This is a genomic window from Streptomyces sp. NPDC031274 (assembly GCF_055570235.1).
Map to the genome: position 1 here is coordinate 110,230 of NZ_JBVIHP010000005.1, position 19,238 is coordinate 129,467.

21 protein-coding genes and 2 pseudogenes are annotated in these 19,238 nt (G+C 63.9%); 9 read left to right on the forward strand and 14 right to left on the reverse strand.

Annotated features, from left to right (window positions below):
* Positions 1–305: 305 nt before the first annotated feature.
* The 10 genes and pseudogenes from dprA to ACZ5CR_RS10575 all read right to left on the reverse strand — a co-directional run bounded on the left by dprA (position 306) and on the right by ACZ5CR_RS10575 (position 11,467).
* Entirely contained in the window at positions 306–1,484 is a 1,179-nt protein-coding gene (dprA, locus tag ACZ5CR_RS10530) for a DNA-processing protein DprA (protein ID WP_468855729.1), read from the reverse strand.
* A pseudogene (locus ACZ5CR_RS10535) lies at positions 1,481–1,999 on the reverse strand (magnesium chelatase subunit ChlI family protein); the annotation flags it as partial. The pseudogene ACZ5CR_RS10535 and the gene dprA, both read right to left, overlap by 4 nt.
* A gap of 48 nt (positions 2,000–2,047) precedes the next feature.
* The gene (locus tag ACZ5CR_RS10540) at positions 2,048–3,271 is read right to left on the reverse strand and encodes a hypothetical protein (protein ID WP_468855732.1); all 1,224 of its coding nucleotides are present in this window, start codon (positions 3,269–3,271) and stop codon (positions 2,048–2,050) included.
* 78 nt (positions 3,272–3,349) lie between these two features.
* Positions 3,350–3,769 (reverse strand): hypothetical protein, encoded by a 420-nt coding sequence (locus tag ACZ5CR_RS10545; protein ID WP_468855734.1) that lies wholly within the window; start codon positions 3,767–3,769, stop codon positions 3,350–3,352.
* Positions 3,766–5,877, reverse strand: a complete 2,112-nt coding sequence (locus tag ACZ5CR_RS10550) for a hypothetical protein (protein WP_468855736.1) — start codon at positions 5,875–5,877, stop codon at positions 3,766–3,768. The genes ACZ5CR_RS10545 and ACZ5CR_RS10550 overlap by 4 nt, the downstream gene beginning before the upstream one ends.
* Positions 5,874–7,703, reverse strand: a complete 1,830-nt coding sequence (locus tag ACZ5CR_RS10555) for a hypothetical protein (protein ID WP_468855737.1) — start codon at positions 7,701–7,703, stop codon at positions 5,874–5,876. The genes ACZ5CR_RS10550 and ACZ5CR_RS10555 overlap by 4 nt, the downstream gene beginning before the upstream one ends.
* 47 nt (positions 7,704–7,750) lie before the next feature.
* Positions 7,751–9,199 carry a tyrosine-type recombinase/integrase gene (locus ACZ5CR_RS10560; RefSeq protein ID WP_468855740.1) on the reverse strand — a complete coding sequence of 483 codons (1,449 nt, stop codon included), beginning with the start codon at positions 9,197–9,199 and terminating at the stop codon, positions 7,751–7,753.
* 107 nt (positions 9,200–9,306) lie between these two features.
* A pseudogene (locus ACZ5CR_RS10565) lies at positions 9,307–9,432 on the reverse strand (ATP-binding protein); the annotation flags it as partial.
* A 131-nt stretch (positions 9,433–9,563) separates the two neighbouring features.
* The gene (locus ACZ5CR_RS10570; protein WP_468855742.1) at positions 9,564–10,283 is read right to left on the reverse strand and encodes a 5-formyltetrahydrofolate cyclo-ligase; all 720 of its coding nucleotides are present in this window, start codon (positions 10,281–10,283) and stop codon (positions 9,564–9,566) included.
* Positions 10,284–10,300: 17 nt separating this feature from the next.
* Positions 10,301–11,467 (reverse strand): helix-turn-helix transcriptional regulator, encoded by a 1,167-nt coding sequence (locus ACZ5CR_RS10575; protein ID WP_468855744.1) that lies wholly within the window; start codon positions 11,465–11,467, stop codon positions 10,301–10,303.
* A 222-nt stretch (positions 11,468–11,689) separates the two neighbouring features.
* Here ACZ5CR_RS10575 and ACZ5CR_RS10580 point away from each other — a divergent pair, with 222 nt between their 5' ends.
* The 5 genes from ACZ5CR_RS10580 to ACZ5CR_RS10600 are packed head-to-tail and all read left to right on the forward strand — an operon-like array spanning position 11,690 to position 13,551.
* Positions 11,690–12,016: a hypothetical protein gene (locus ACZ5CR_RS10580; protein WP_468855746.1), complete on the forward strand. Its 327-nt coding sequence runs from the start codon at positions 11,690–11,692 to the stop codon at positions 12,014–12,016.
* Positions 12,013–12,387, forward strand: a complete 375-nt coding sequence (locus tag ACZ5CR_RS10585; protein ID WP_468855749.1) for a hypothetical protein — start codon at positions 12,013–12,015, stop codon at positions 12,385–12,387. The genes ACZ5CR_RS10580 and ACZ5CR_RS10585 overlap by 4 nt, the downstream gene beginning before the upstream one ends.
* A complete protein-coding gene (locus ACZ5CR_RS10590; protein WP_468855751.1) occupies positions 12,384–12,971 on the forward strand; it encodes an ATP-binding protein in 588 nt (195 codons plus the stop codon). Before ACZ5CR_RS10585 ends, ACZ5CR_RS10590 begins: the two co-directional genes overlap by 4 nt.
* 24 nt (positions 12,972–12,995) lie before the next feature.
* Positions 12,996–13,331 carry a hypothetical protein gene (locus ACZ5CR_RS10595; RefSeq protein WP_468855754.1) on the forward strand — a complete coding sequence of 112 codons (336 nt, stop codon included), beginning with the start codon at positions 12,996–12,998 and terminating at the stop codon, positions 13,329–13,331.
* A complete protein-coding gene (locus ACZ5CR_RS10600; protein ID WP_468855756.1) occupies positions 13,312–13,551 on the forward strand; it encodes a hypothetical protein in 240 nt (79 codons plus the stop codon). The genes ACZ5CR_RS10595 and ACZ5CR_RS10600 overlap by 20 nt, the downstream gene beginning before the upstream one ends.
* 231 nt (positions 13,552–13,782) lie before the next feature.
* Here ACZ5CR_RS10600 and ACZ5CR_RS10605 read toward each other — a convergent pair whose 3' ends face one another.
* Together ACZ5CR_RS10605 and ACZ5CR_RS10610 are read right to left on the reverse strand one after the other, a co-directional pair.
* A complete protein-coding gene (locus ACZ5CR_RS10605) occupies positions 13,783–14,385 on the reverse strand; it encodes a TetR/AcrR family transcriptional regulator (RefSeq protein ID WP_468855758.1) in 603 nt (200 codons plus the stop codon).
* 644 nt (positions 14,386–15,029) lie between these two features.
* Positions 15,030–15,929: a helix-turn-helix domain-containing protein gene (locus ACZ5CR_RS10610; RefSeq protein WP_468855761.1), complete on the reverse strand. Its 900-nt coding sequence runs from the start codon at positions 15,927–15,929 to the stop codon at positions 15,030–15,032.
* 110 nt (positions 15,930–16,039) lie between these two features.
* Here ACZ5CR_RS10610 and ACZ5CR_RS10615 point away from each other — a divergent pair, with 110 nt between their 5' ends.
* The 4 genes from ACZ5CR_RS10615 (at position 16,040) to ACZ5CR_RS10630 (ending at position 17,530) form a co-directional block, all read left to right on the forward strand.
* Positions 16,040–16,378 carry a hypothetical protein gene (locus ACZ5CR_RS10615; protein WP_468855764.1) on the forward strand — a complete coding sequence of 113 codons (339 nt, stop codon included), beginning with the start codon at positions 16,040–16,042 and terminating at the stop codon, positions 16,376–16,378.
* Complete coding sequence (locus tag ACZ5CR_RS10620) at positions 16,378–16,608, forward strand: hypothetical protein (RefSeq protein ID WP_468855766.1); 231 nt, start codon at positions 16,378–16,380, stop codon at positions 16,606–16,608. The genes ACZ5CR_RS10615 and ACZ5CR_RS10620 overlap by 1 nt, the downstream gene beginning before the upstream one ends.
* A 1-nt stretch (position 16,609) precedes the next feature.
* On the forward strand, positions 16,610–16,846 hold the full coding sequence (locus ACZ5CR_RS10625) for a hypothetical protein (RefSeq protein WP_468855768.1): 237 nt from the start codon (positions 16,610–16,612) through the stop codon (positions 16,844–16,846).
* A 345-nt stretch (positions 16,847–17,191) separates the two neighbouring features.
* The gene (locus ACZ5CR_RS10630; RefSeq protein WP_468855771.1) at positions 17,192–17,530 is read left to right on the forward strand and encodes a histone-like nucleoid-structuring protein Lsr2; all 339 of its coding nucleotides are present in this window, start codon (positions 17,192–17,194) and stop codon (positions 17,528–17,530) included.
* 90 nt (positions 17,531–17,620) lie between these two features.
* On the opposite strand, the gene ACZ5CR_RS10635 is transcribed toward ACZ5CR_RS10630, so the two are convergent.
* A complete protein-coding gene (locus ACZ5CR_RS10635) occupies positions 17,621–18,040 on the reverse strand; it encodes a hypothetical protein (protein ID WP_468855774.1) in 420 nt (139 codons plus the stop codon).
* A 145-nt stretch (positions 18,041–18,185) separates the two neighbouring features.
* Entirely contained in the window at positions 18,186–19,163 is a 978-nt protein-coding gene (locus tag ACZ5CR_RS10640) for a hypothetical protein (RefSeq protein WP_468855777.1), read from the reverse strand.
* Positions 19,164–19,238 lie beyond the last annotated feature (75 nt).

Sequence of the window (19,238 nt, forward strand, 5' to 3'; positions counted from 1 at the left end):
GAGGTCGTGCGAGCCGATGGATTCGCCCGCACCCGCGAGGTGGTGATCTTGCGTGAAGTGAATGAGGTTGTCCGTCTGCTTGCCCGTGGTTGCCTGTGGTTGCCTGTCCGCGTCGGAATCCTTGTGAGCGTAGCGTGACTGAAGTGTCGCAGTGTGCGAACAGTAGGGGATCTCGCGTACGCAGATACGTTCCGCTGGACCCCCCACCGAGCCCCCCTCGTCGCCTTCCGTGACGACCGCGGAGCGCCAACTCCGCGTTTTCGCGCGGACATCGGGGGTTCATCCAGACGGCCGAACACGGTCGGTCACGAACCACCTCCCGCCGGGAAGACCGACACGATCGCCTGGCGTGTCAACTGCCATCCGTCGCCATGTCGTTCGACGAACCCAAGTGAGCGCAACTCGTACAGCCGACCGACTGCTTCGTCCACCGTCGTGCTCGCGCCCAGTGCGATGTCTCTGGCCGCCGCGCTCCCCCGGGCGGGCAGCGCCGCCAGGACACGCGCGGCGTCCGGGGCGAGCAGATCGCGCGGCACGACGGGGCCGCGCCGCTCCGGGGCCAGCTCACCCATGTCGCCGACCAGCTCGACGACTTCCGCCGCGTCGGTCACCAGTACACCGTCACCACGCAGGAGTTCATGCACCCCCGCCGAGAGCCCGCTGGTGGCGGGGCCCGGCACCCCCATGGTGAACCGGCCGAGCTCCCGCGCACTGCGCGCCGTGGCGAGGGCGCCACTGCGGTACGCGGCCTCGACAACGACACTTCCCCTGGTGAGAGCGGCGATCACGCGGTTCCTGAGGATGAATCTGCTCGGCGTCGGATGATCTCCCGGAGGCAACTCCCCCACCACAAGACCCTGTTCCGCGATCCTCCTGATCAACTCGGCGTGTCCTCGCGGATAGGCCCGGTCGACCCCGCAAGCGAGCACTGCGACCGTGGCCCCACCTGCCCCCAGCGCTCCCCGATGGGCGGCCCCGTCCACCCCGTAGGCGCCACCCGACACGACCACCCAGCCCCGCTCGGCGAGCCCCGCCCCGAGGTCCGCCGCCATACGCGCCCCGTACTCCGTGCAGGCCCGCGCGCCGACCACCGCCACCGACCGGAGTGCCCATATCCGCAGGCTGGGCCGCCCCCGCACCCACAGCCCCAACGGCCGCGCGTCCCCCAGGTCATCCAACTGGACCGGCCACTCCGCCTCCCCCGGGCACACGAATCGCATCCCCGCGTCCCGCGCCACCGCCAGGTCCTGCTCGGGCCGCGCCTTCCCCGCCCGCGCCCGCAGCCCTTCCCACCGCGCCGGCGTCACCCCGGTCAGCATCTCCTCCCCCTCGGCCAACCGCCGCACCACTTCGACGGCCCCGGCCTCCCGCAACCACCGTCCTCCCACCTCGTCCCCGGGTTCAAGGACCCGGGTCAGGGCGGCCCTCGCCATCCGCTCCTCCTCCGGGACGGAACCCGAACCCGATGCCGAGCCCGAGGTCATGTCAGCGCCCCGATCGCCATCGCCGCGCCCCGCGACACCCCCGTACGCAACTGCAACGCCAAGGCGACATCCTGCGCGGCAGGCCGGTCACGGCCCGCGAGGTCCGCGATGGTCCAGGCGACCCGCGGGACACGGTCGAGCCCTCGGGCGGTCAGGAAGCCTCGCTCCAGGTCGACTTCGGCGGCGTCCAGGGCACCCGGCTCCGCGGGCCATCGCGTCCGCAGGGCGTGCCCCGGCACTTCGCTGTTCGTCCGCCAGCCGGTGCCGGTCAGTCTGGCCGCCGCTCTCTCCCTGGCGGCGCGCACCCGGTCGGCGACCGTCTGCGTGGAGTCACCCCGCGTGCCGTAACCGGCCAGCTCCGATCGCGTGACGGGCTCCACCCTGACCTTCAGGTCGACCCTGTCGAGCAGCGGGCCCGAGAGCCGCGCCTGATAGCGGCGGACGACGGACGCCGGACATTCGCAGCCGTCGCCGAGCAGCGTGTGCCGACCGCAGGGGCAGGGATTGGCGGCGAGCTTGTGGCGGGTGTTTGTGTCTGACCGCTGACCGCTGACCGCTTTCGGCTAATGGTCGTCGGGCGGCTTGGGGAGATAGAAGGGAAGGAAGGCGAGCTTGATCTCGCGCTCGGGATCACTGGTCGCGGTGAAGACGAAGTCGTGTCGTTCTTCGGTCGCGTGCTGGCCGTCATGCTTGTAGTTCGGATGCTCGCGGAACTTGACGACGGCCTTGGTGATGACGTCGCTGGGGGTTCCGGAGCGGATAAACAACAGCAGCGCGGCCTTAGTGTCGCGCCAGGTGAGATAGCTCAGCAGCTGGTCGAGTGTGTTGATGATGGTCTGGGGGCCGCGCCAGATCTTGCACTCGCCGATGAAGATGTGCCGATCCTCAACTCGGATGAGGATGTCGGTCTTGCCTGTGTTGTTGAAGACTTCGCCTGCAGCTTCACCCTTGAAGTGGCCGTTCAGCTGGAGCAGGAGGAGGTCGCGGATCTGCTCCTCGTCCATCTTGGCGCTGGTGCTCGGGGACCGTTCGAGCTGGTTCCTCTGGTGCAGCAGCACTTCAAGGGCTGCCTCGTATTGCCCCTCTGCGAGGGTTGGCTCTGGCCGGAACGGTTGGGAAGCGGGTGCCGCCCGTCGCGGAACGATTGTCTTGCGGGTGATCGGGACCGCGTAGGTGTCAGCATCGGGCCGCTTGCGCATGGGGAAGCCGATGGTTGCTTGCAGGTTGCGGTTGGCCAGTAGCCGGTCCTTCCGTGCCTGGACTTCTGCGGTGATCTGCTGGCCTGCCTCTGCGTTGTAGGCGCTGATCTGGCTGGCGCTTGAGTCCAGCCACTCCTGGATGTCGTCGAGCTGCTTGTTGATGTTCTGCTGGAGCGCACTCGGATCGGGGTTGGGGGGACCACTCCAGTAGAGAAGGAGCTCTCCGTCTCTGACGCTCGCGGTCGGGGGCGAGAGAGTGAAGCGGTCGGGCCGGAGCATGAAGAGATCCCGCTCCCCGGTGTAGGGAACGACCAGGGTCACGGTCGTCACCCTGATGTCGACGGTCTCGCCGAACTGGCGGGTCTGCCTGAAGCCGTCCTCGATCGGTTCGGCGGTAATGCCGTCCCGGTCGAGGACGATCGGCTCGATTTCGAACTGCTCTTTAAGAGCCTCAACAACGTCGCTCAGGGGAAGAGACAGAAGGGCCTCTTCGTTCCATTCGGCGACCGCGTTAACGATCTTTCCCAGCTGCTGATTCAGGGTGTCGGCAAGTTTGCCTTTGCGGAAGAGCGTGCTGCCCGAGTTCATGGACTCAGTGTGGGACGTGCCTCTGACAAAGAACGGGCCAGCAAGCCGTGTTCCCCCGCCGATGCAGCGATGGCTGAACTACTGGGGCGTTCGGCGACTCGGAATGCGGTCGACGAGGCGAGTCACGCCGGTGGCAGCTTCGAGTCTCTGCCGCAGCCGTTGGTTCTCCAAGGCGATCTTCTGGGCCTGTGCAGCGGCGAGGGCAAGGTGGCTGGTGAGCTCGCGGTTGCGCCGTTTGAGCTTGGCATTCCGGGCGACGAGCTTGGCGTGACTACTCGGTTCGCCTGCCGGTGTGGCTTCGGCCGGTGTCGAGCGGATGGTGGAGATCTCCGTGGCGAGCTCGGGGAAATGCCGCCGGAATGTGGTGTTGCTCATCGAGAAGCGACGGGCGAGGGCGAGGACGCTGGGCCGGGTTCCATTGTCGTCGGCCTTCTGGCGGAGCTCGTTGAGGGCAGCGCGGACCTGGACTTCGGAGGGGACTTCAATGCGCCGGCTCATGTCGTCGCCGGGGTGCAGTCATGGCGGCTCAGGAACACGGTGATCTTTTCCTTGCGTGTGCGGAGAACGGCCTCCATGCGTGGTGGCAGTGGCGGTCGGGCGGCAAGTCGGTGGTCGATCCGGTCGAGTGTCTGGCGCCAGGTACTGACGTTGTCGCTGGTCAGGGCAACGTTGCGGCAGTCCAGGGGCTGGCATCCGCTGTGGTCGGCCAGATCTTCGGCTCGGCCCTTGCGGGCTCGCTCGCAGAGAGCCTTCGCGTGGTCGTGAACGCAGGTGATGTATTTGCCGGGATAGACCGCTGGGTCGTCCCGCTTCATGATCCGTTTCAGTCTGCGCTCGTCGTTGGCGACGACGCCCTGGAAGCGGGCCCGGTGCCCAAAGCCTTCAAGTCGGCGGGCGGCTTCCTCTGCGGAGGGGCCTTTGAGCTCAGTGTGCTCGTGGGCGTCGGTCATGGCGAGGTAGTGCTCGCCGCGGGCGAGGGCCTGTTCGCTTTCAACCTCGGCGCGGAAGCCGGAGTCGCTGGTGCCCGCGTAGCCCTCGAACATCTGGATGCTGTGGTGCCGGTATTGCAGGGCGCCGGCGAGGGTGCCGCCAGGACGGCGGGCGATGAACCAAGCGAGAGTGCGACGAAATTGGGAGGTCTTGAGACGGAAAGGGATCTTGTTGTAGCGCGGGATCGCGTCGGTCCTCTGGTGGTCGCGACAGTAATCGTTCACCCAGGTGACGAAGTGGTTGAGGTTGTCGTTAGTGCTGCTGTTGACCATGGCTCGGGCCCCGCGGACCCGATGACGAGTGCCGGGGCCGTGCGGGAGCCGGGTGAAAAGAAGCTCGGTGTCGTGGTTGTGGAGGGCTTCGAGAACGGCGACGGCCCGTGCGACGGGTTCGCCAACGATCCAGGTCGCCGGGGCCCCAGCCGGGTCGTCCTCGCCCTTGAAGGCGAGTCCGTCGACCTTCCAGCGGTAGGGCCGTCCGTTCTCGTCGCGCTCCGTGCGCAAGCATCCGCGCCGCAATTCCTTGACCTCGCAGTCCCTCATTCCGCTCAGGAACGCGATCACGATGTAGGCAGCGGCCTGGAGGTGGCGGGCCAGGGCGGCCAGGCTGTCGGGGCGGTCGGCCTCGGTGAAGATCTCTGCGATCCAAGGGGTGCCATCGAGGTGCTGCTGGATCGGAGTGAAGAACGGGGCGCCCTCGCGGATGCCAACCTGAGCCACTGCCTCGTCGATCATCTCCCGGTAGCGAGGGGCCGCCAGTGACACGCGGTGGCAGCCGGCTTTGCGGGCGAGGATCGTCTGGTGCGGTTCGCCTCGATAGCCCGGCAAGGGGCGGCCGGCTTCGACGTACTCGTCCATCAGCGCCTTGAGCGTGGTGGCCAGGTGGTTGGTGGAGGGGTGGAACGTCCCGGTGGTGGCCATCCCGTGGTGGCCGCGGCTGTCGCGCCATTCCTGGTTGGTGGCGAGGATGTCGACGGAGAAGTTGTCGATGAATCGCCGTGCCCAGACGAACAGCGGTCCCAGGACCTCTTCGGGAATCCGGTCGGTGAGGTTCTCGCGGTTGCGGTTTCGCAGACCCTTCTCGCCCCAGCCGTCGATGTGCCGCGGGTCGAAGGCGGGGCGGTCATCCAGGTTGTGCCGCCAGCGCCAGAACAGCCGAATCTTCGAACGGCAACGCTCCCGCTGGGAGGCCGAGGAGGGGAACAGGGACGCGATGTGCCGCTGATAGGCGAGTAGATCGAGTGTGGTCAGGGTGGCCAACTGGCCGCAGGTGATCGATGGCTGGCCGTCCAGCCAGGTCAGGAAGCGGAAGATCTCCGTGAACGCGCAACGGACTCCAGCCACTTTGGGGTGCTTCTCCCCGGGTGGGAGGGGGCCTGATAGCAGTGCGTAACAGAGCTGCTTGGCGACCAGCTGGAACCGGGGCGGGATGCGCCGGAAGTCCAGGATGAGGTTGCGGCCGCTGGCCTGGTGGATCGCCGGCCGCAACCTCCAGACGTCCTCGCCGAACCGGGCGGTCTCCTCGAGTACGAAGCCGTGTCGCAGGCGGCAGCCGTGTAGGACGAAGGTGTCGTCGCCGGGGGCGGCCTCGGTGGCGGCGGCTGTGGTGGTGGTCATGGTTGTTCCCAGGGTTCTTCGACCAGGTCTAGGTAGGCGTCGACGGGCTTGTCGCGCTCGGCCTGCTGGCGTTGTGCGGGGGTGAACTTCGGGAGGATGTCGTGGCGGATCGCGGCCCAGGCGGGCCCATAGCGGCGCCACCACTCGGCTGCACTCATCGTTCGGCGCCGGTCGGCCAGGGCGTCCATCAGCCCCAGCAGTCCAGGGAGCTGATCGCGGGTGACCAGGCAGTTCCCGCAGTGGAAGCAGGCGAGGAAGGACGCTTCGCAGCCCTCGCCGGTGACCGGGTTGGTCGCGTCGCCGCAGGCGGTCCAGGCGGTGTCCCGTTCGCCCGCGGCCGCCTGGCGGGCGGTCTCCTCGTCCAGGCCGGCCTCGCGCTGCAGGCTCTCGGCGGTGACCGGGCCGGGCACCACTCTCAAGTGCCCGCCCGCTGCCTCCAGGACCCGTTGGTGGGCCTCGGTGGCGGCCTTCTCCGCGTCCGCCAAGGCCTCGCCGAGCACCGTGTGGGCCCAGTCCACGATGATCGGATCGCCGCCCAGGTAGTTGCGGAACAGCACCTGCATGGTGTTCGACTTCGCGGCCGAGGGCAGGTGGCCGCCCAGGCGTCGGGTGCGGCGGACCTCGGCGCTGGTCTTGATCCGGTTGAAGGTGACCTGCAGCGGGCGGGGTTCGTCCTCGCCGACTGCGTCGGCGAGGACGGGCCGCGGGCGATCCGCGGCCCAGGAGGAGAGGTAGATGTCGCCGCCCCAGAGCTTGTCGGCGAAGGGCGGGAAGTGCTCGTCGACTCCGTAGTTGCCGGTCCGGTGCTGGTTGCGCCAGACGCAGAAGAGCTGGTCGGATCCGCAGAACTCCCGGCTTCGGGCGGTGAGTTCTAGCAGGAGGAGATAGAGGCCTCCCGGGGTGTGCAGGGCCCGGTTGGGTGGGCCGATCTCCCAGGTCACGGTCTCGAACCAGCGGCGAGCCCCGCGACGGCGCTTGATGATGGTCACCTCGACCGCCCGGCCTTCGAGGATCTTGTGCTGGGCCGGTAGTTCCTTGATGGTCTCGCTGTTGCGCTCGGAGAGTGCGGCCATGAGGGCCATCAGCGGCTCCAGGTCGTGGCGGATCACGAAAAGGTGCCCGGCCAGGGCCAGCCGTTGGCTCATGAACTGGCGGCCGCTCATCACCGGGACCTCGCCGGTGGCGGCCAGGTCGGTCAGGGTCCTGGCGAGCTCTCTCCGGCCAGGGTCGACGTGCTCGGGGTTGTGCACGTTTTGCTGTACGAGTTCTTCTCCCGCCCTAATCCGATCGCGGATCCGGGCGACGTCGGTGCGGGCTGCGGATAGCAGCCGGTTGAACTCGCCGTCCGAATAGCCGGCCGCGCCGAAGTGCCTGGTCTCAAGGGCACGTCGCTGAAGGGCATCGTGGGCCTCTGCCGTGATCAGCGGGCGGATCGCGTCGGCCTCCAGCAGGTGCCGGGTGTTGCGCAGGTCAACCATCGCGGTGCGCTCGGAGGACGCTGTCGTGCGGAAGGTGAAGAACGCCTTCACGTGTGCCGCGGTGAGCCGCTCAGGGCGGGGCGGTGGAACGGGAAGCGCGGCCAGGAACTTCATCCATCTCGCCAGCGCGAACCACGCGTCCATCGCCGAGGTGAGCGTGCGGAGTCCGCCGCTTGGGCCGGTCCGCTGCCCAAACGCGCCGGCCAGCGCCAGTCGCCAGCCCTCCAGGGGCAGTTCGGCGGTGTCAAAGACATGCCCGCGGCCGTCGTCACCGTGGAAGTGGATCTGTGTCGCTCCGTCGGCGTCGGCCCGGCCGGGCCCCGGCGGGTCATAGATGTCTGTCGGCAAGACAGACGTCCTGCCCGGTCCGGTGCTGCCGCGGCCCCGGCCGGTCACTACGGTCCCTCCATCGCCGGGACGGCGGCGTCTTCCCCGAGCTGACCGAGCGGGGTGTCCCGGGGGTCTTCCCAGGCGTCCGGGACCAAGGCCATGCGGGTATCCATCTCAAGCTCCTGGAGGGCGTGCAGGTAAATCAAGGTCGTGACGACTGACCGGTGACCAAGTCGGCGCCTCACCCAGTCCAGCGGGTCGCCGAAGATCCGGGCGTAATACCCGCGCTGTTCCTGGTTGAGGGCGGCCAGCTGAGCAATGTGCGCTCGCTGCAGCTGTTCGAGAGTGACGACGGCAAAAGAATGACGCAGGAGGTGGGCGTGTGCCGCAGCCTTCTCGCCCGCAGCGAGGCAACGCTGGTTGGCGGCGGTAAAGACGGACTTCCAACCCGAGACCGTCATCGGCATGCCGTCCTCGGTCAGCCAGAGCATGGCCGGCTCCAGGCCCTCCTCGGTCTCTCGCAGCAGCCGTCGACGCTCGTGCGGCTTCAACTCCTCGAGCCTCAAACGGCGAACACCGCCCGCGGTCACCTGGTGAACGACCGAGGGGCGGTCCGGGTCCTCGATGACCAGCGGCCGCCGAATCCTCCGATAGCGGCCCGCCGCTCGGGCCCCGTCGACCACCTCGGCCCGGTCCCACTTCATGTAGGCGCCCAGCTCGCCGACCGTGCTGTGAGGGACGTAGACCCAGCGCGCCGAGAAGTTCTTCGCGATCGCCCCGGGCAGCCAGAACCTTTGGTAACCACTGAGCACCTGGCTGTGCGGAATCTCGAAGACCGTGACGCTGGACTCTTCGCTCAGCCGCAGGCCGGTCCGGACCATGAGGTCAGTGAAGGCTGCGTTCCGCGATGCCCAACGCCCCCGGAACCGGGGCGAGGGCAGTCCGTCCGGGCCGAAGCCGCGCAGCCCGACGTCCCTCCAGAGCCGGTAGGTGCTCGGCGGCATCCACTCGATGCGCTCGCCATTCTCGTCGTGCGCATAGGTCGCCGGAACCGTCACCGCAGCACTGGCCCGCGTCACCGTGCCGGCCGGGGCGGGCCGTCGAACGCGGTGAGGAATCGGGATCGCAGCCGCGAAACGCTGCTGAACCGCCCACTCGTAGAACTGGTTGACCAGCGACACCTCCTGGTTCCAGGTGCCACCGCCGACTCGCGGCCCGGCATCGTCGCGACGGCGCCAGTGGTGGAACGCAAGGTGATCGTCCTCCGTGGCCACCCGCCACGACTTCCCGCCCCGTGCAATATGCAGGAAGTTCAGGAAGCGTGCGATCGCTCGGGCCCGGTTGGCGTTGCTGTTCCACGGTGCGATCAGCAGATTCGCCTGAAAGAAGTACGAGTTGAGGTCAACGTCGTACGCGAATGTCGGTGAGAGCAGGAAGGGCAGGCCGTCCGGTAACCCCTCATCGTCCAGCCACGGGACCAGGTCATCCGACAGTCCCCGCAGGAAGAACGGCACGGTCGCAGGCTCGGGAAGGTCCCGGCTCACGAAGTGCACCGTCCACGCGGCTCTGCTCATCACCCGCGGAAGCTACACCGGTCAGTGACCGCTCATGTACAAATCTGGACCATCAGGAATCTCGCGGGCAGCCGCACCACTCCCGCGCTGCGGGCGATCACCACATGCCCCGACTCGAGGGGCTGACGCAATGAGTCCAAGGTCTGGCTGCTGAATTCCGGGGCCTCGTCAACATCATGGCTACGTATCCCCTGGCGACAGCCAGTCTAGCGCGTGAAAACCCGCTCTGACCAGGGGTGATGCGCGTTCGGCCCGACTTAGGGCCGCGCGCCCGTGCGGCCAGCAGACGGACGCTCGGAGCCTTCTACCGTGCGTGCTGCCGCGCCGCCAACACGGGAATTGCAGCGATCTTGTCAGCCGTTAGATCGTCCCAAACGATGCCGTGCGGACGCCTGGGGTTGGGGCAGGGGATCACCTCGTCGGGCGTGACGATGTAGTCCACCGAGAAGTCGTGCTCGGTCTCGGGGATGTCATCCTCGATCACCTGGAGCGAGTGAACCGGTGCGACAATCACCGTCTGCTCGGTCACGAGACCCGCCTCGATCAAGAGGGCAACCTCAAGGTCGGAGTATCCGGCGCCCTTGCCGATGCGCGCTCCGGATCGGTTCACGGCGACACTGCCGCACACAACGACGTCGATAGGTTCCATCGACTCTGGCGCAAGCCGGCGGGCAACCTGAGCCGCGCCCTTCTTCTCGGCGGCCTCTTCGGGTGGAAGCCCGAGGTCTTCCGGGTCGAGCAGGTAGAAGGGTTCGAGCGACGCCATGCGCGGCACGGCCATGTAGACGCGTTTGCCGTCCTTGAGTGCGCGGACGCGTACCGGAAGCTGCGCCCAGTCAGGGTTGGCCTTCACGGTGGTGGCTCGCTGCCAGAAGTCTTGACCGGCCAGCAGCTCAGCAGTGTCCTGGGCACCGTAGAAGCCAGGGATCTTGCCGTACGAATCGGCGGGTGCACCGCCGCCGTCGATGAGGCGACGCCACACCTTCTCGCGCAGCTCCTGCTTAGCCTGGTCGATGTCGTTCACGCCCACCCCACCCGTACTTAGATCGCTGCCATCAGAGCTAGCAGTCGGTCGTTGATCTCCTGTGCCCAAGGTTCTTGCCGCCACTGCCGAAGCTCGCGCCCAGCAGCAAACGCCAGGTTAAGACCGCCGCCGCCGCGCGTCAGCTCCACCGCATCAATGGTGCGGTGCATGGCGCTGGCAGCCTCGTCGAGCTTGCGTTGCTGGAGGAGAGCAAGCGTCAGGTTGCCCAGCGCGATGGCCTGAGACTTCTTCTTGTTCGCCAGAGCCCGTGTGGTCATACGAAGGATCGGTTCAGCTCGTTCGGGAAGGCCCAAGAACAGGTAGCAGCTTCCGGCCAACCGGTTGTACTCGTTCACGGTGTAGTACGGCGCGGCTACATCATCGGCATGGATGCGGTCGAACTGGTCCTCGGCCTTCCATAGTGCCGCCTCGCACTCGGTAGCCGCGCCGGTCATGGCGTGCCCCTCGGCGACGTGGAGCAGACTCAACCCAGTGAGTGAGGGGCTAGCGACCTTGGCGACCTCGGCCGCCTGCTGCGCCAGCATGACGCCGCGCACCGGGTTCTTCTCGCCGTAGAGCGCCACGTAGGACATGCGCAGGGTCGCGTACGCCTCGATGGATGGATCACGGACGTGTCGGGCTGCCTCGACCGCTTCTTGGAAGTAGCCCAGCGGTGCATGGTGGTCGCGTCGTTGACTGACGTCCCACACCAATTGACCCATGAGCGTGGCTGAGTCGGCTTCGACCTCGTAGAGCGCCCGACGTACGCGTGGGTTGGTGGTGTTCTCCCGGAGGAACTTCACCTGTCCGTGCACCTGCCCGGCTGGACCAAGGAGTCCCGTGGACGACGCTTTGTCGTAGGACTCATCCAGTTGCCGCAGCCGCTCGTGCAGGTAGGCCACGACCATCAAGTCGGCGGAAGCTGGATTTTGAAGCGCGTACGTCATACGTTCGTTCGGCTGCGCTTGAACCACGGCGACATCGGCAAGTGCCTCTTGTAGTTCTTCCGCCGTGATTCTCAGCGCGCGGGCGAGCTTGGGTCGCAAATATGCTTGCGGCTCCGTCTCGCCACTTTCCCAACGACCGACGGTAGATCGCTCGACGCCCAGGTGTTCGGCAAGTCCCTCTTGGGTGAAGCCAGCGGCCTTGCGGCGCTGCGCCAGGCGTATGCGCTTTGCTGGCATCGCCCATCCCTCCGGCTGACGTTGGGCAGGGCAACACCATAGAGGTAGTAGGCGAGTTCGTGCAGGCTAGCCCGCCAAGTGCGGCATGAATGCGGCATCCGTGCGTCACCGCTGCTGTGGGTTTTTGCAGGTCACACGGCTTACCTGGCTGACGGACGATCGGTGGCGGTTGACGCAAGAGCCCGCCACCGATCGTCCGTTCCAGTCCGCCAGGAGGAACGGATGCGACCTGCCATGTTCGGTTATATGCGTCTCGCCGCTACCGGCGAAGACGGTGACGAATCCGAGGTAATCAAGCGGGAATTGTCAGCGCACGCTGACCGCGAGGGTTTTACCTTGCAGCGGGTGTTCATTGAACGACTGAACACCAACGAGTCAGCACTATTCACCTTGACTGAGTCGATTAAGGCCAACGGGGTGAAGCACGTGATCGTGCCGTCTCTCTGGCACTTCGCCTGGCTGCCTGGTCTGCAAGCTGCTATGCGCGAACACATCGAGAAAGAACTCGGCGCGCGGCTGTGGATCGTGCAGGGGGTGAAGGCAGGGTGACCGCACCCGCCCCGCAGTGCGTCGGGTACCTGCGACTTCGGATGTCGGATGACGACCAGTCTGAACAGCAGCACACCGCGGACATGGCGGCCTTCGCTGAACGCGAGGGTCTTGCGCTGTCGATGGTGTTCGTTGAGATGCGGTGGCAACGGACGCTCGCTCTGAACGCCTTGACCGCCTACTGCAAGGGTCACGGCATCCGTCATGTGATCGTACCGAGCAGCGAACATCTGAACACCATGCCGGTCCTCGCAAACCTCGCTAAGGAACTGCTGCAAGAAGACATCGGCGGTCAGGTCTGGATCGTCACTCCGGAGAGCGAAGCGTTACCGTGTTCGCCGAACGTGGCCAAGGATGGCGACGACGAGTGAATGCGACGACTGCGGAAGTGCACATGCTGCACGTGTCGAGGCTTCACCTCGTTGCTGTGCCATCCGCCGTGTCGGTGTCTCGTGCGTTCGTCCACCAGACGCTCCATCACTGGAAACTGGACGACTACGCCGCCGACGCCGCACTCATGATGTCCGAGCTGGTCAGTAACGCGGTCAAGGCGACTGTCTTCAGGAATCGGCAACCGATGCCTTGGGAGATCACTGCCAAGCATGTCATCGCCATCCAGCTCCGCGCCGTGGGCGAAGAACTGTACGTCGAGGTCTGGGACCAGAGCGTGCTAGTTCCCGTGAAGCAAGAGGCCACCGCGGGCGCGGAAGGTGGTCGGGGACTTCATCTCGTCGAGGCGCTGGCCAAGAAGTGGGGCACCTACCGACCGCCGGCCGGAGGCAAGATCGTCTGGGCAATAAACAGGCTGATCCAGTCGCCGAGACCTGCACTCAATGGCTCCACCCTGCAACTGCGCGTGCCAGACGATCTAAAACCGCAGCCGAGCCCCACGAAGGACCAGGTGCCCACCGCTCTGGTGCAGCGCGTCCTTGATGGACTCCGCCAACTCGTCTGACCTCGACGAAGAAACAGGTTTCCCATGACTGACGCACCGAAGGCATATGGGTACGTCCGCCTCCGCCATGACGCCGACGACCAAGAACTTCTGCTGATCGAGGACGGGATGCGCAACTGTGCCGACACCCACGGCTTGCAGCTCGTAGACACTTACTACGAAGAAGGCCCAGGCATTTGGCCTGACCGGTTGATCCGTCGACTCATCCGTGACGACGTACGCCATGTGATCGTGCCGTCTCTCGTGCAGATTACGGATCACCGGCTTCTCGCGCTACTGGTGGAGAAAGCGATCACGATGGATGCCGGAGCGCTGCTGTACGAGGCCAGAGGTGAACGACATGCTTCTTGCTGGCAGTGAGGGTGGTTCGTCGGGAAGCGGCATAGCCGCCGTCCTCTTCGTTGCCTTCGTGGTCTGGCTGCTGTCCCGCCACGACAGACGCAGGGCGGCGGCAGTCGGGCGAGCCAAGCGCAGGGCGGAGATAGCAGCCATCGTGAAGAGTCGCCCTGGTGACGCCGACCTCTTCCAAGAGGTGCTGGACGAACTCAAAGCGAAGGACGCCAAGGGCAAGCCGACGTAGGCGAAGTGCCGCACACAAGCAACGCCCCGCAGCCTGGATGGCTGCGGGGCGTCTTGCGTTGCGGGGTTGGTGCGATGGATCGGCTCAACCAAGGGGCTGGGGCCGGCTGCGGGTTGATCGCTCGGCTCCATTCAGCGTGGGAGTACACCCCTAACATGAAGAACACCCCGCGACCGGCCAGCGGACGCGGGGAGGCGTTCTTCGTTGGGGCTGCGGGGTGGATGGGCTGTGTCAGAGGAGCTGGGACAAGGTGAGCGCGGCGGCTTCCTCTCCCGGACGGTCCGGATGTTTGAGTACCCAGGACAGCAGGCCGGGCAGGTAGAGCTCGGCCACGTCGATCGAGTGGTTGACGCTGCCGTGAAGCTCGCTGGGCCAGTAGATCTTCAGCAGCTTGCCGAGTGCCTCGGCGAGTTGGTCGAAGTCCACCACCACGACTTCCTGCGAAGTTGATCGGGCTTCGTCGCCCATCCTGACAACGTCGCGACTTGCGGGAAGCAGCGCGATGGTCAAGACCGGGTTTTGGGCTGCCACTGCTGCCAGTCCGTAGACGAAGTCCTGCAACGTTACGAACGCCGTCTGGTTGGTCGACTCGGCTTGCTCCACGAGGGGCAGTAGCACCGGGGCGTACGCCGCGAGGGCGATGACCTGCTTGGTAGGAAGATGCCTACCAATTGCGGCTGGACTAACGCCGGATTCTCTGGCGATGTCGTCCAGCGTTACGCCGTACCAGCCGTATGCGTCGAACAGCAACCTTGCTGCTTCGACGGCCTTGCTGATGGTTCGCTTGCGCTTTGTGGCGGCGCCACGCTGGCGATAGTCGAGGTTCTCTGACACACGTCTCTCCTGAGCAGTTCGGATAGGGCGTGCCAGCAACCAAGACTTGCTTGATGGGGCGCCACATCCGACGAGGAGAGAGGACTATTGCCGTATGGGCAATCTATCCTTATTTATAACATATTTGGGTGTATTTTGCAACCACTTCGCACAGCACGACGTCGCCCTTGGTTCTCACAACCTGGGCGGCGTCTTCCCGTGCGCTGACTCCAGCCGACCTAGAGACTGTGGCCGGCGTGCGGTTGGTCGTCCGGCTTCAGTCGGCAAGGAGTACACCCCCAACACAGAAAAACGCCCCGCGACTTGGACGGACACGGGGCGTTTTTCTGTGTTGGACGTGGAGTCCAGTGCCTGAAGCCTAACCTTCGCTGCCCATGGTTGTATCTCCGCTTATATTTTACGTACTCATTTTCTCATGTTGTCCATTTCCACACAAGGCCAGCGTACTCAACGTGCAAGTCGTGAAATTCCCAGAAATACATATCGTTGGAGCTGGAAGGGAGAATTTACAAGACGTTGAACGAAGAACACCCCTCGACCTTAATGGACGCGGGGTGTTTTTTCTGGATACGGAACCCAGTTCGCAGTGTCTAGCTTTCGCTGCCCATGATCACGCCTCCGATTATATTTGCACATCCATTTTCTCATGTTGCCCATTTCCATACAAGGCCAGCGTACTCAGCATGCAAGTCGTAGAACTCCCAGAAATACATACCGTTGGAGCTGGAAGGGAGAATCATCTCCGGCCGCGGATTCATCTCTGCGCTCAACGCGCTAAGGCCCCGAAACCACCAGATTTCACTTGGTAGAGATGGTGGCGTGAATTGAACTCGGATTGCGTAGTGTGCGGTCTCGCGAACCTCGTGATGCCATAGAACTGGGCTCACTGGTGCGTCGCTCTCAACGCAAACCTTGTATGAAAAGGAGCGCGATTTTCGTCCAGTCAAGTTAACGGCGCTGGCAATCTTCAAGTAGACCCGGATGAGCCCGCTGTCTGCTTCGTCAAGCTTAACGATCTCGCAGCCCATCCCGGCTTCTACAGTCAGGACACCTCGCCTTTTATCAGCAAAGTAGCTGAAGTTGTTCGTAAAGAGAGTAGCGTCATCGCCTTGAGGGGTCAGTGTCGTGATGGAGCTCATCTCTGTGATAACGCCTCGGTTGTCTATTCTGTAAGAGTCCTCGCGTTGTTCCACGTTGTAGCTTGCGAGAATTTCAGCAACTGACGAGTTGGCTGTTATATGTGGGCTTTGTTGTTCTCCCGGGAGCACCTTGCCTCGATGGTTGCGTCGCCGAAGCTCACTTCCATCTTTCATGGATGAATAGGCAGTATGTAGGCGCCGCGAATCACCATTGAATGTCGTGATGTAGCGCTCGATCAACTCAAGCGACGGGGACGTGTATCCGTTCTCAACGTTGGAGATATGCCCCGAGGAATATCCCGTCACATCACGGGTCGTCGCGCCTGCACGTTTTCGGGCTACGCGCAACAACGCTCCAAGGTGAACATGAGCCTCACTGAGAGGTTCTCTGCTTGCTTGACTCATGGCGTCCAATTCTTGCTTGCCGCTGCTTGCTTTCCAAATCTTTAGCCTCGGCAAGCGTACGGCAGCCCAGGGATGTTCGTCGTCAACTCAGAAAAGAGAGGACGGCATCAATGGGCAACGAACTGATGCTTGGTGGCAACGGACAACAGGACGGAGGTCGAGGTGGGTGGCTGGCGCGGCCGTCTCGTGAGCAACGAGCACTCCAGGCGCGGGCAGACCGTGACCGGACGGGCCTGCTGTACGAGGCGCAGAAGCAGGAGTTCACCGCTGCTCTGCGCACCCGGATGACCGAGAACGCCTTGCACGACGTCACCGAGGTGGTGGGGCTGGCTCGCCAACTGGCGGGTGACGACCCCTACCTGGCTACGGAGCTGCACAAGATCGTGCAGGAGTTCTCGCGCCAGGCGGGCCGAGATGTCCGGGACTTCGGCAACGGGCTGGCTTCCTGATGAGCGGCGAGGCTATGGCGGGCGTGATCTTCTTCGTGCTTGCGCTGCTCGTCCTGGGTGTCTGCCACCTGCACGACCAGGCGCAGAAGAAGCGAGACGCTCACCGCGACTGGCAGCGGCTCGAAGACGCCGCGATTCAGCAGGACATCTCGCGGCGCACCCGGAAGCACAACACCATGCTTGCCATGCGCCGTGTGGCCAAGCGACGAAGTGCCGAGCGGTGGGACTGACATGCTCCACGCCGTATCTGATGGCGCGCAGGCGGGAAACAGCCTCTCGGCCGTCCTCCTGATCGGGCTTGTGATCTGGGCGCTATCCCGACTTGGCTCCACCAGTGAACAAACCAAGCGGGCACAGCGCAAGCGCGAGATAGAAACCATCGTCCGTAATCGTCCTAGCGATGCCGACCTCTTTCGTGAAGTCCTTGACGATCTTGACAAGGAAGAACGCAACCGGCGTCACCGGTAACCGTCGACGCCCCCGCTCGATCGGTCGCTCGTAGGTGAAGGCAGCTATCCATTGGCCAGCGCCACTCCTACTCGCGCGACCAACAGGGCGGGGGCCTTGTCGTTGAACCGCACCGTTTCACCCGGCGCCGGCCTCGGGATGTAGGTCGGCCTCACCAACCAAGAGAGGTCATCCCGTAGCAAAGGCCCGGAACTTCCTGCTGTTGCTCCTGCTGGCTGCGTTCATCTTGGTTTGGGGTTATCTGCTGATCGTCCATCCACGTTGCGTCAGTAGCTGCCACGCTGATAAGAAGTCAGCAACAAAAGCACGTTGTTCACCTGGAACCCGACGAAGGACGAACCGACGATGGCACAGCAAACCATTATTCAGCTGCTTGATGACCTCGACGGGTCCGAGGCTTCCGAGACGATCGTGTTCGGCCTCGACGGTAGGACGTACGAGATCGACCTGAACGAGAAGAACGCCACCAAGCTGCGCAAGGCCCTGGCTCCGTACGTCGACAAGGGCAGGAAGTTGAACCAGGCGCGTGGTGGCAAGCGCGGAGGTGCAACGCAGGCAGCAGCTGCTAGCGGTGACACTGCCCTGATTCGTGCGTGGGCCAAGGAGAACGGCTACGAGGTCAACGACCGTGGCCGTGTTCCGGCGGAAATCAAGGAGGCGTACGCGAAGGCCAAGGTTGCGTAACACCTGGGCAGCCAAGCGAACCGCAGAAATAAAGAACACCCCGCGACCGACCAACGGACACGGGGTGTTCTTCGTTGGGGTGCGGGGTGGTTATTGATGCCGCCCAGTTGTAATGCTGTCGCATCCGACAATCTTGGCGCGACCAGATGCCACAGCGTCACCAGAGACCTTTGCCCTGCCGGACACCGAAGCCATGCCGTAGAGGCGAGCGCGACCGTTGACCTCGGCATTTCCAAAAATCCGGGCCTGGTCGAAGACAATGGCTTGGCCGGACACTTGGGATTTACCGTAGACCCATGCCTCCTCCTCGACCCTCGCGTTGCCGTAGATCCGAGCTTCGTCGTAGATTCGGGCGTTTCCGTCCACCTGGGCTTCGTCGGATACCCGCGCCTTAGGCCCTACATAGGCAGTATGGGCGACAGTGGCCGTTACGGCCACGAGGCCGCCACCGTTCGGATGCGGGTAGTGCGTAACACCGTCAATCACAGTGCCGTTCTCGCGCTGTTTCACAATGCTAGCCTTTCAGCTCAGTCTCTCCGTATCCCAGATATTTGGGGTGCGGAGGTGCGAGCTGAAAAATTAAAGATTCAACTTAATTAAAACACATTGCCGACTTCTAATCAATGGCCGACTGTACGTATTCACCTATGCCGCTTCACTTGGGCGGCCATTCCCATGCGATTCCATAACGGAAGCCACTCGTAAGCGTCCTGAAATGAATTTCCAATGATCCAGATGCGTCTAGCTGTATGGAGTCGAAGCGACTAGCGTCATGGACATCAGCAATTGGCGTGGAGGCGTCTACTTTCCATACATGCACCGGTAGGGCTCTCTTGTCGAATTGCACACGGAATTCCGCTCGTGCCACCGGCGATTTCGGAGAAGGCGCAAGGATTTCTTTGGGGGTGGCCGTTTCGCCGGAATTATAACGGGCGCGCACGATGTACCGGGCCTCATCACCTGCGCGAAGCGTCCGGTTGAGTTTTAGGAAAACCTGGCGTCGCTGACTATGCGGAGATTCGCGCACATCGGTTACTTCACATCCGAACACGCCTTCAAAAACAACGGTCCCGGGCTCATTCTCTGGATCGGTGATCGCATGTATGACGATCTCGTTTAGTCCGTCTATCTGTGATCGAATGTGTCGGCTGGTGGTTATCTCGCGTCGAGTCATACCCTCGAAGAGAATTACCTTCTCGACGCTTAGATTGTCATACAGGTGTGCAATCCTGGTCGTTTTTGAAAGAAGTCGATGAGCCAGTTCTCTGAAGCCCTGATTCTCCCATTCCTCGATTGTGTCTGAATGTCGTCCCAGCGAGATTGCCATTTGCTCACGTCTCGCTGTTAGCGTTTTTAGGTCTGCGCCAACTCCTTCAACGGCTAAAGCATTACGTACGGCTTCTGCGAACTTGCCCTTGGCGAGGTTGACTAATTCGGCGCGAAACACGACTACTGCTTCTGAAGCCGACAGCTGTGGGTTGGAGGCGCGCTGGCGCAGTACCTCCATAACGAGGCTGTTGTCAGCGAGCCTCCCGAGCCGGAGGCCATCACGCTCACGGAGCCGCCTGAGCGCGAAGTACAGCTCGTCAGGAGTGGAACCCACTGTTTTCTCACCCTTCCACTGTTCGGCCACCCGAGACTACACATCTTCCTGTCAGCCCACTGTGGATCGTCTGGCTTCCCTGGTAGTAGCGCTGTCCACTGAGCT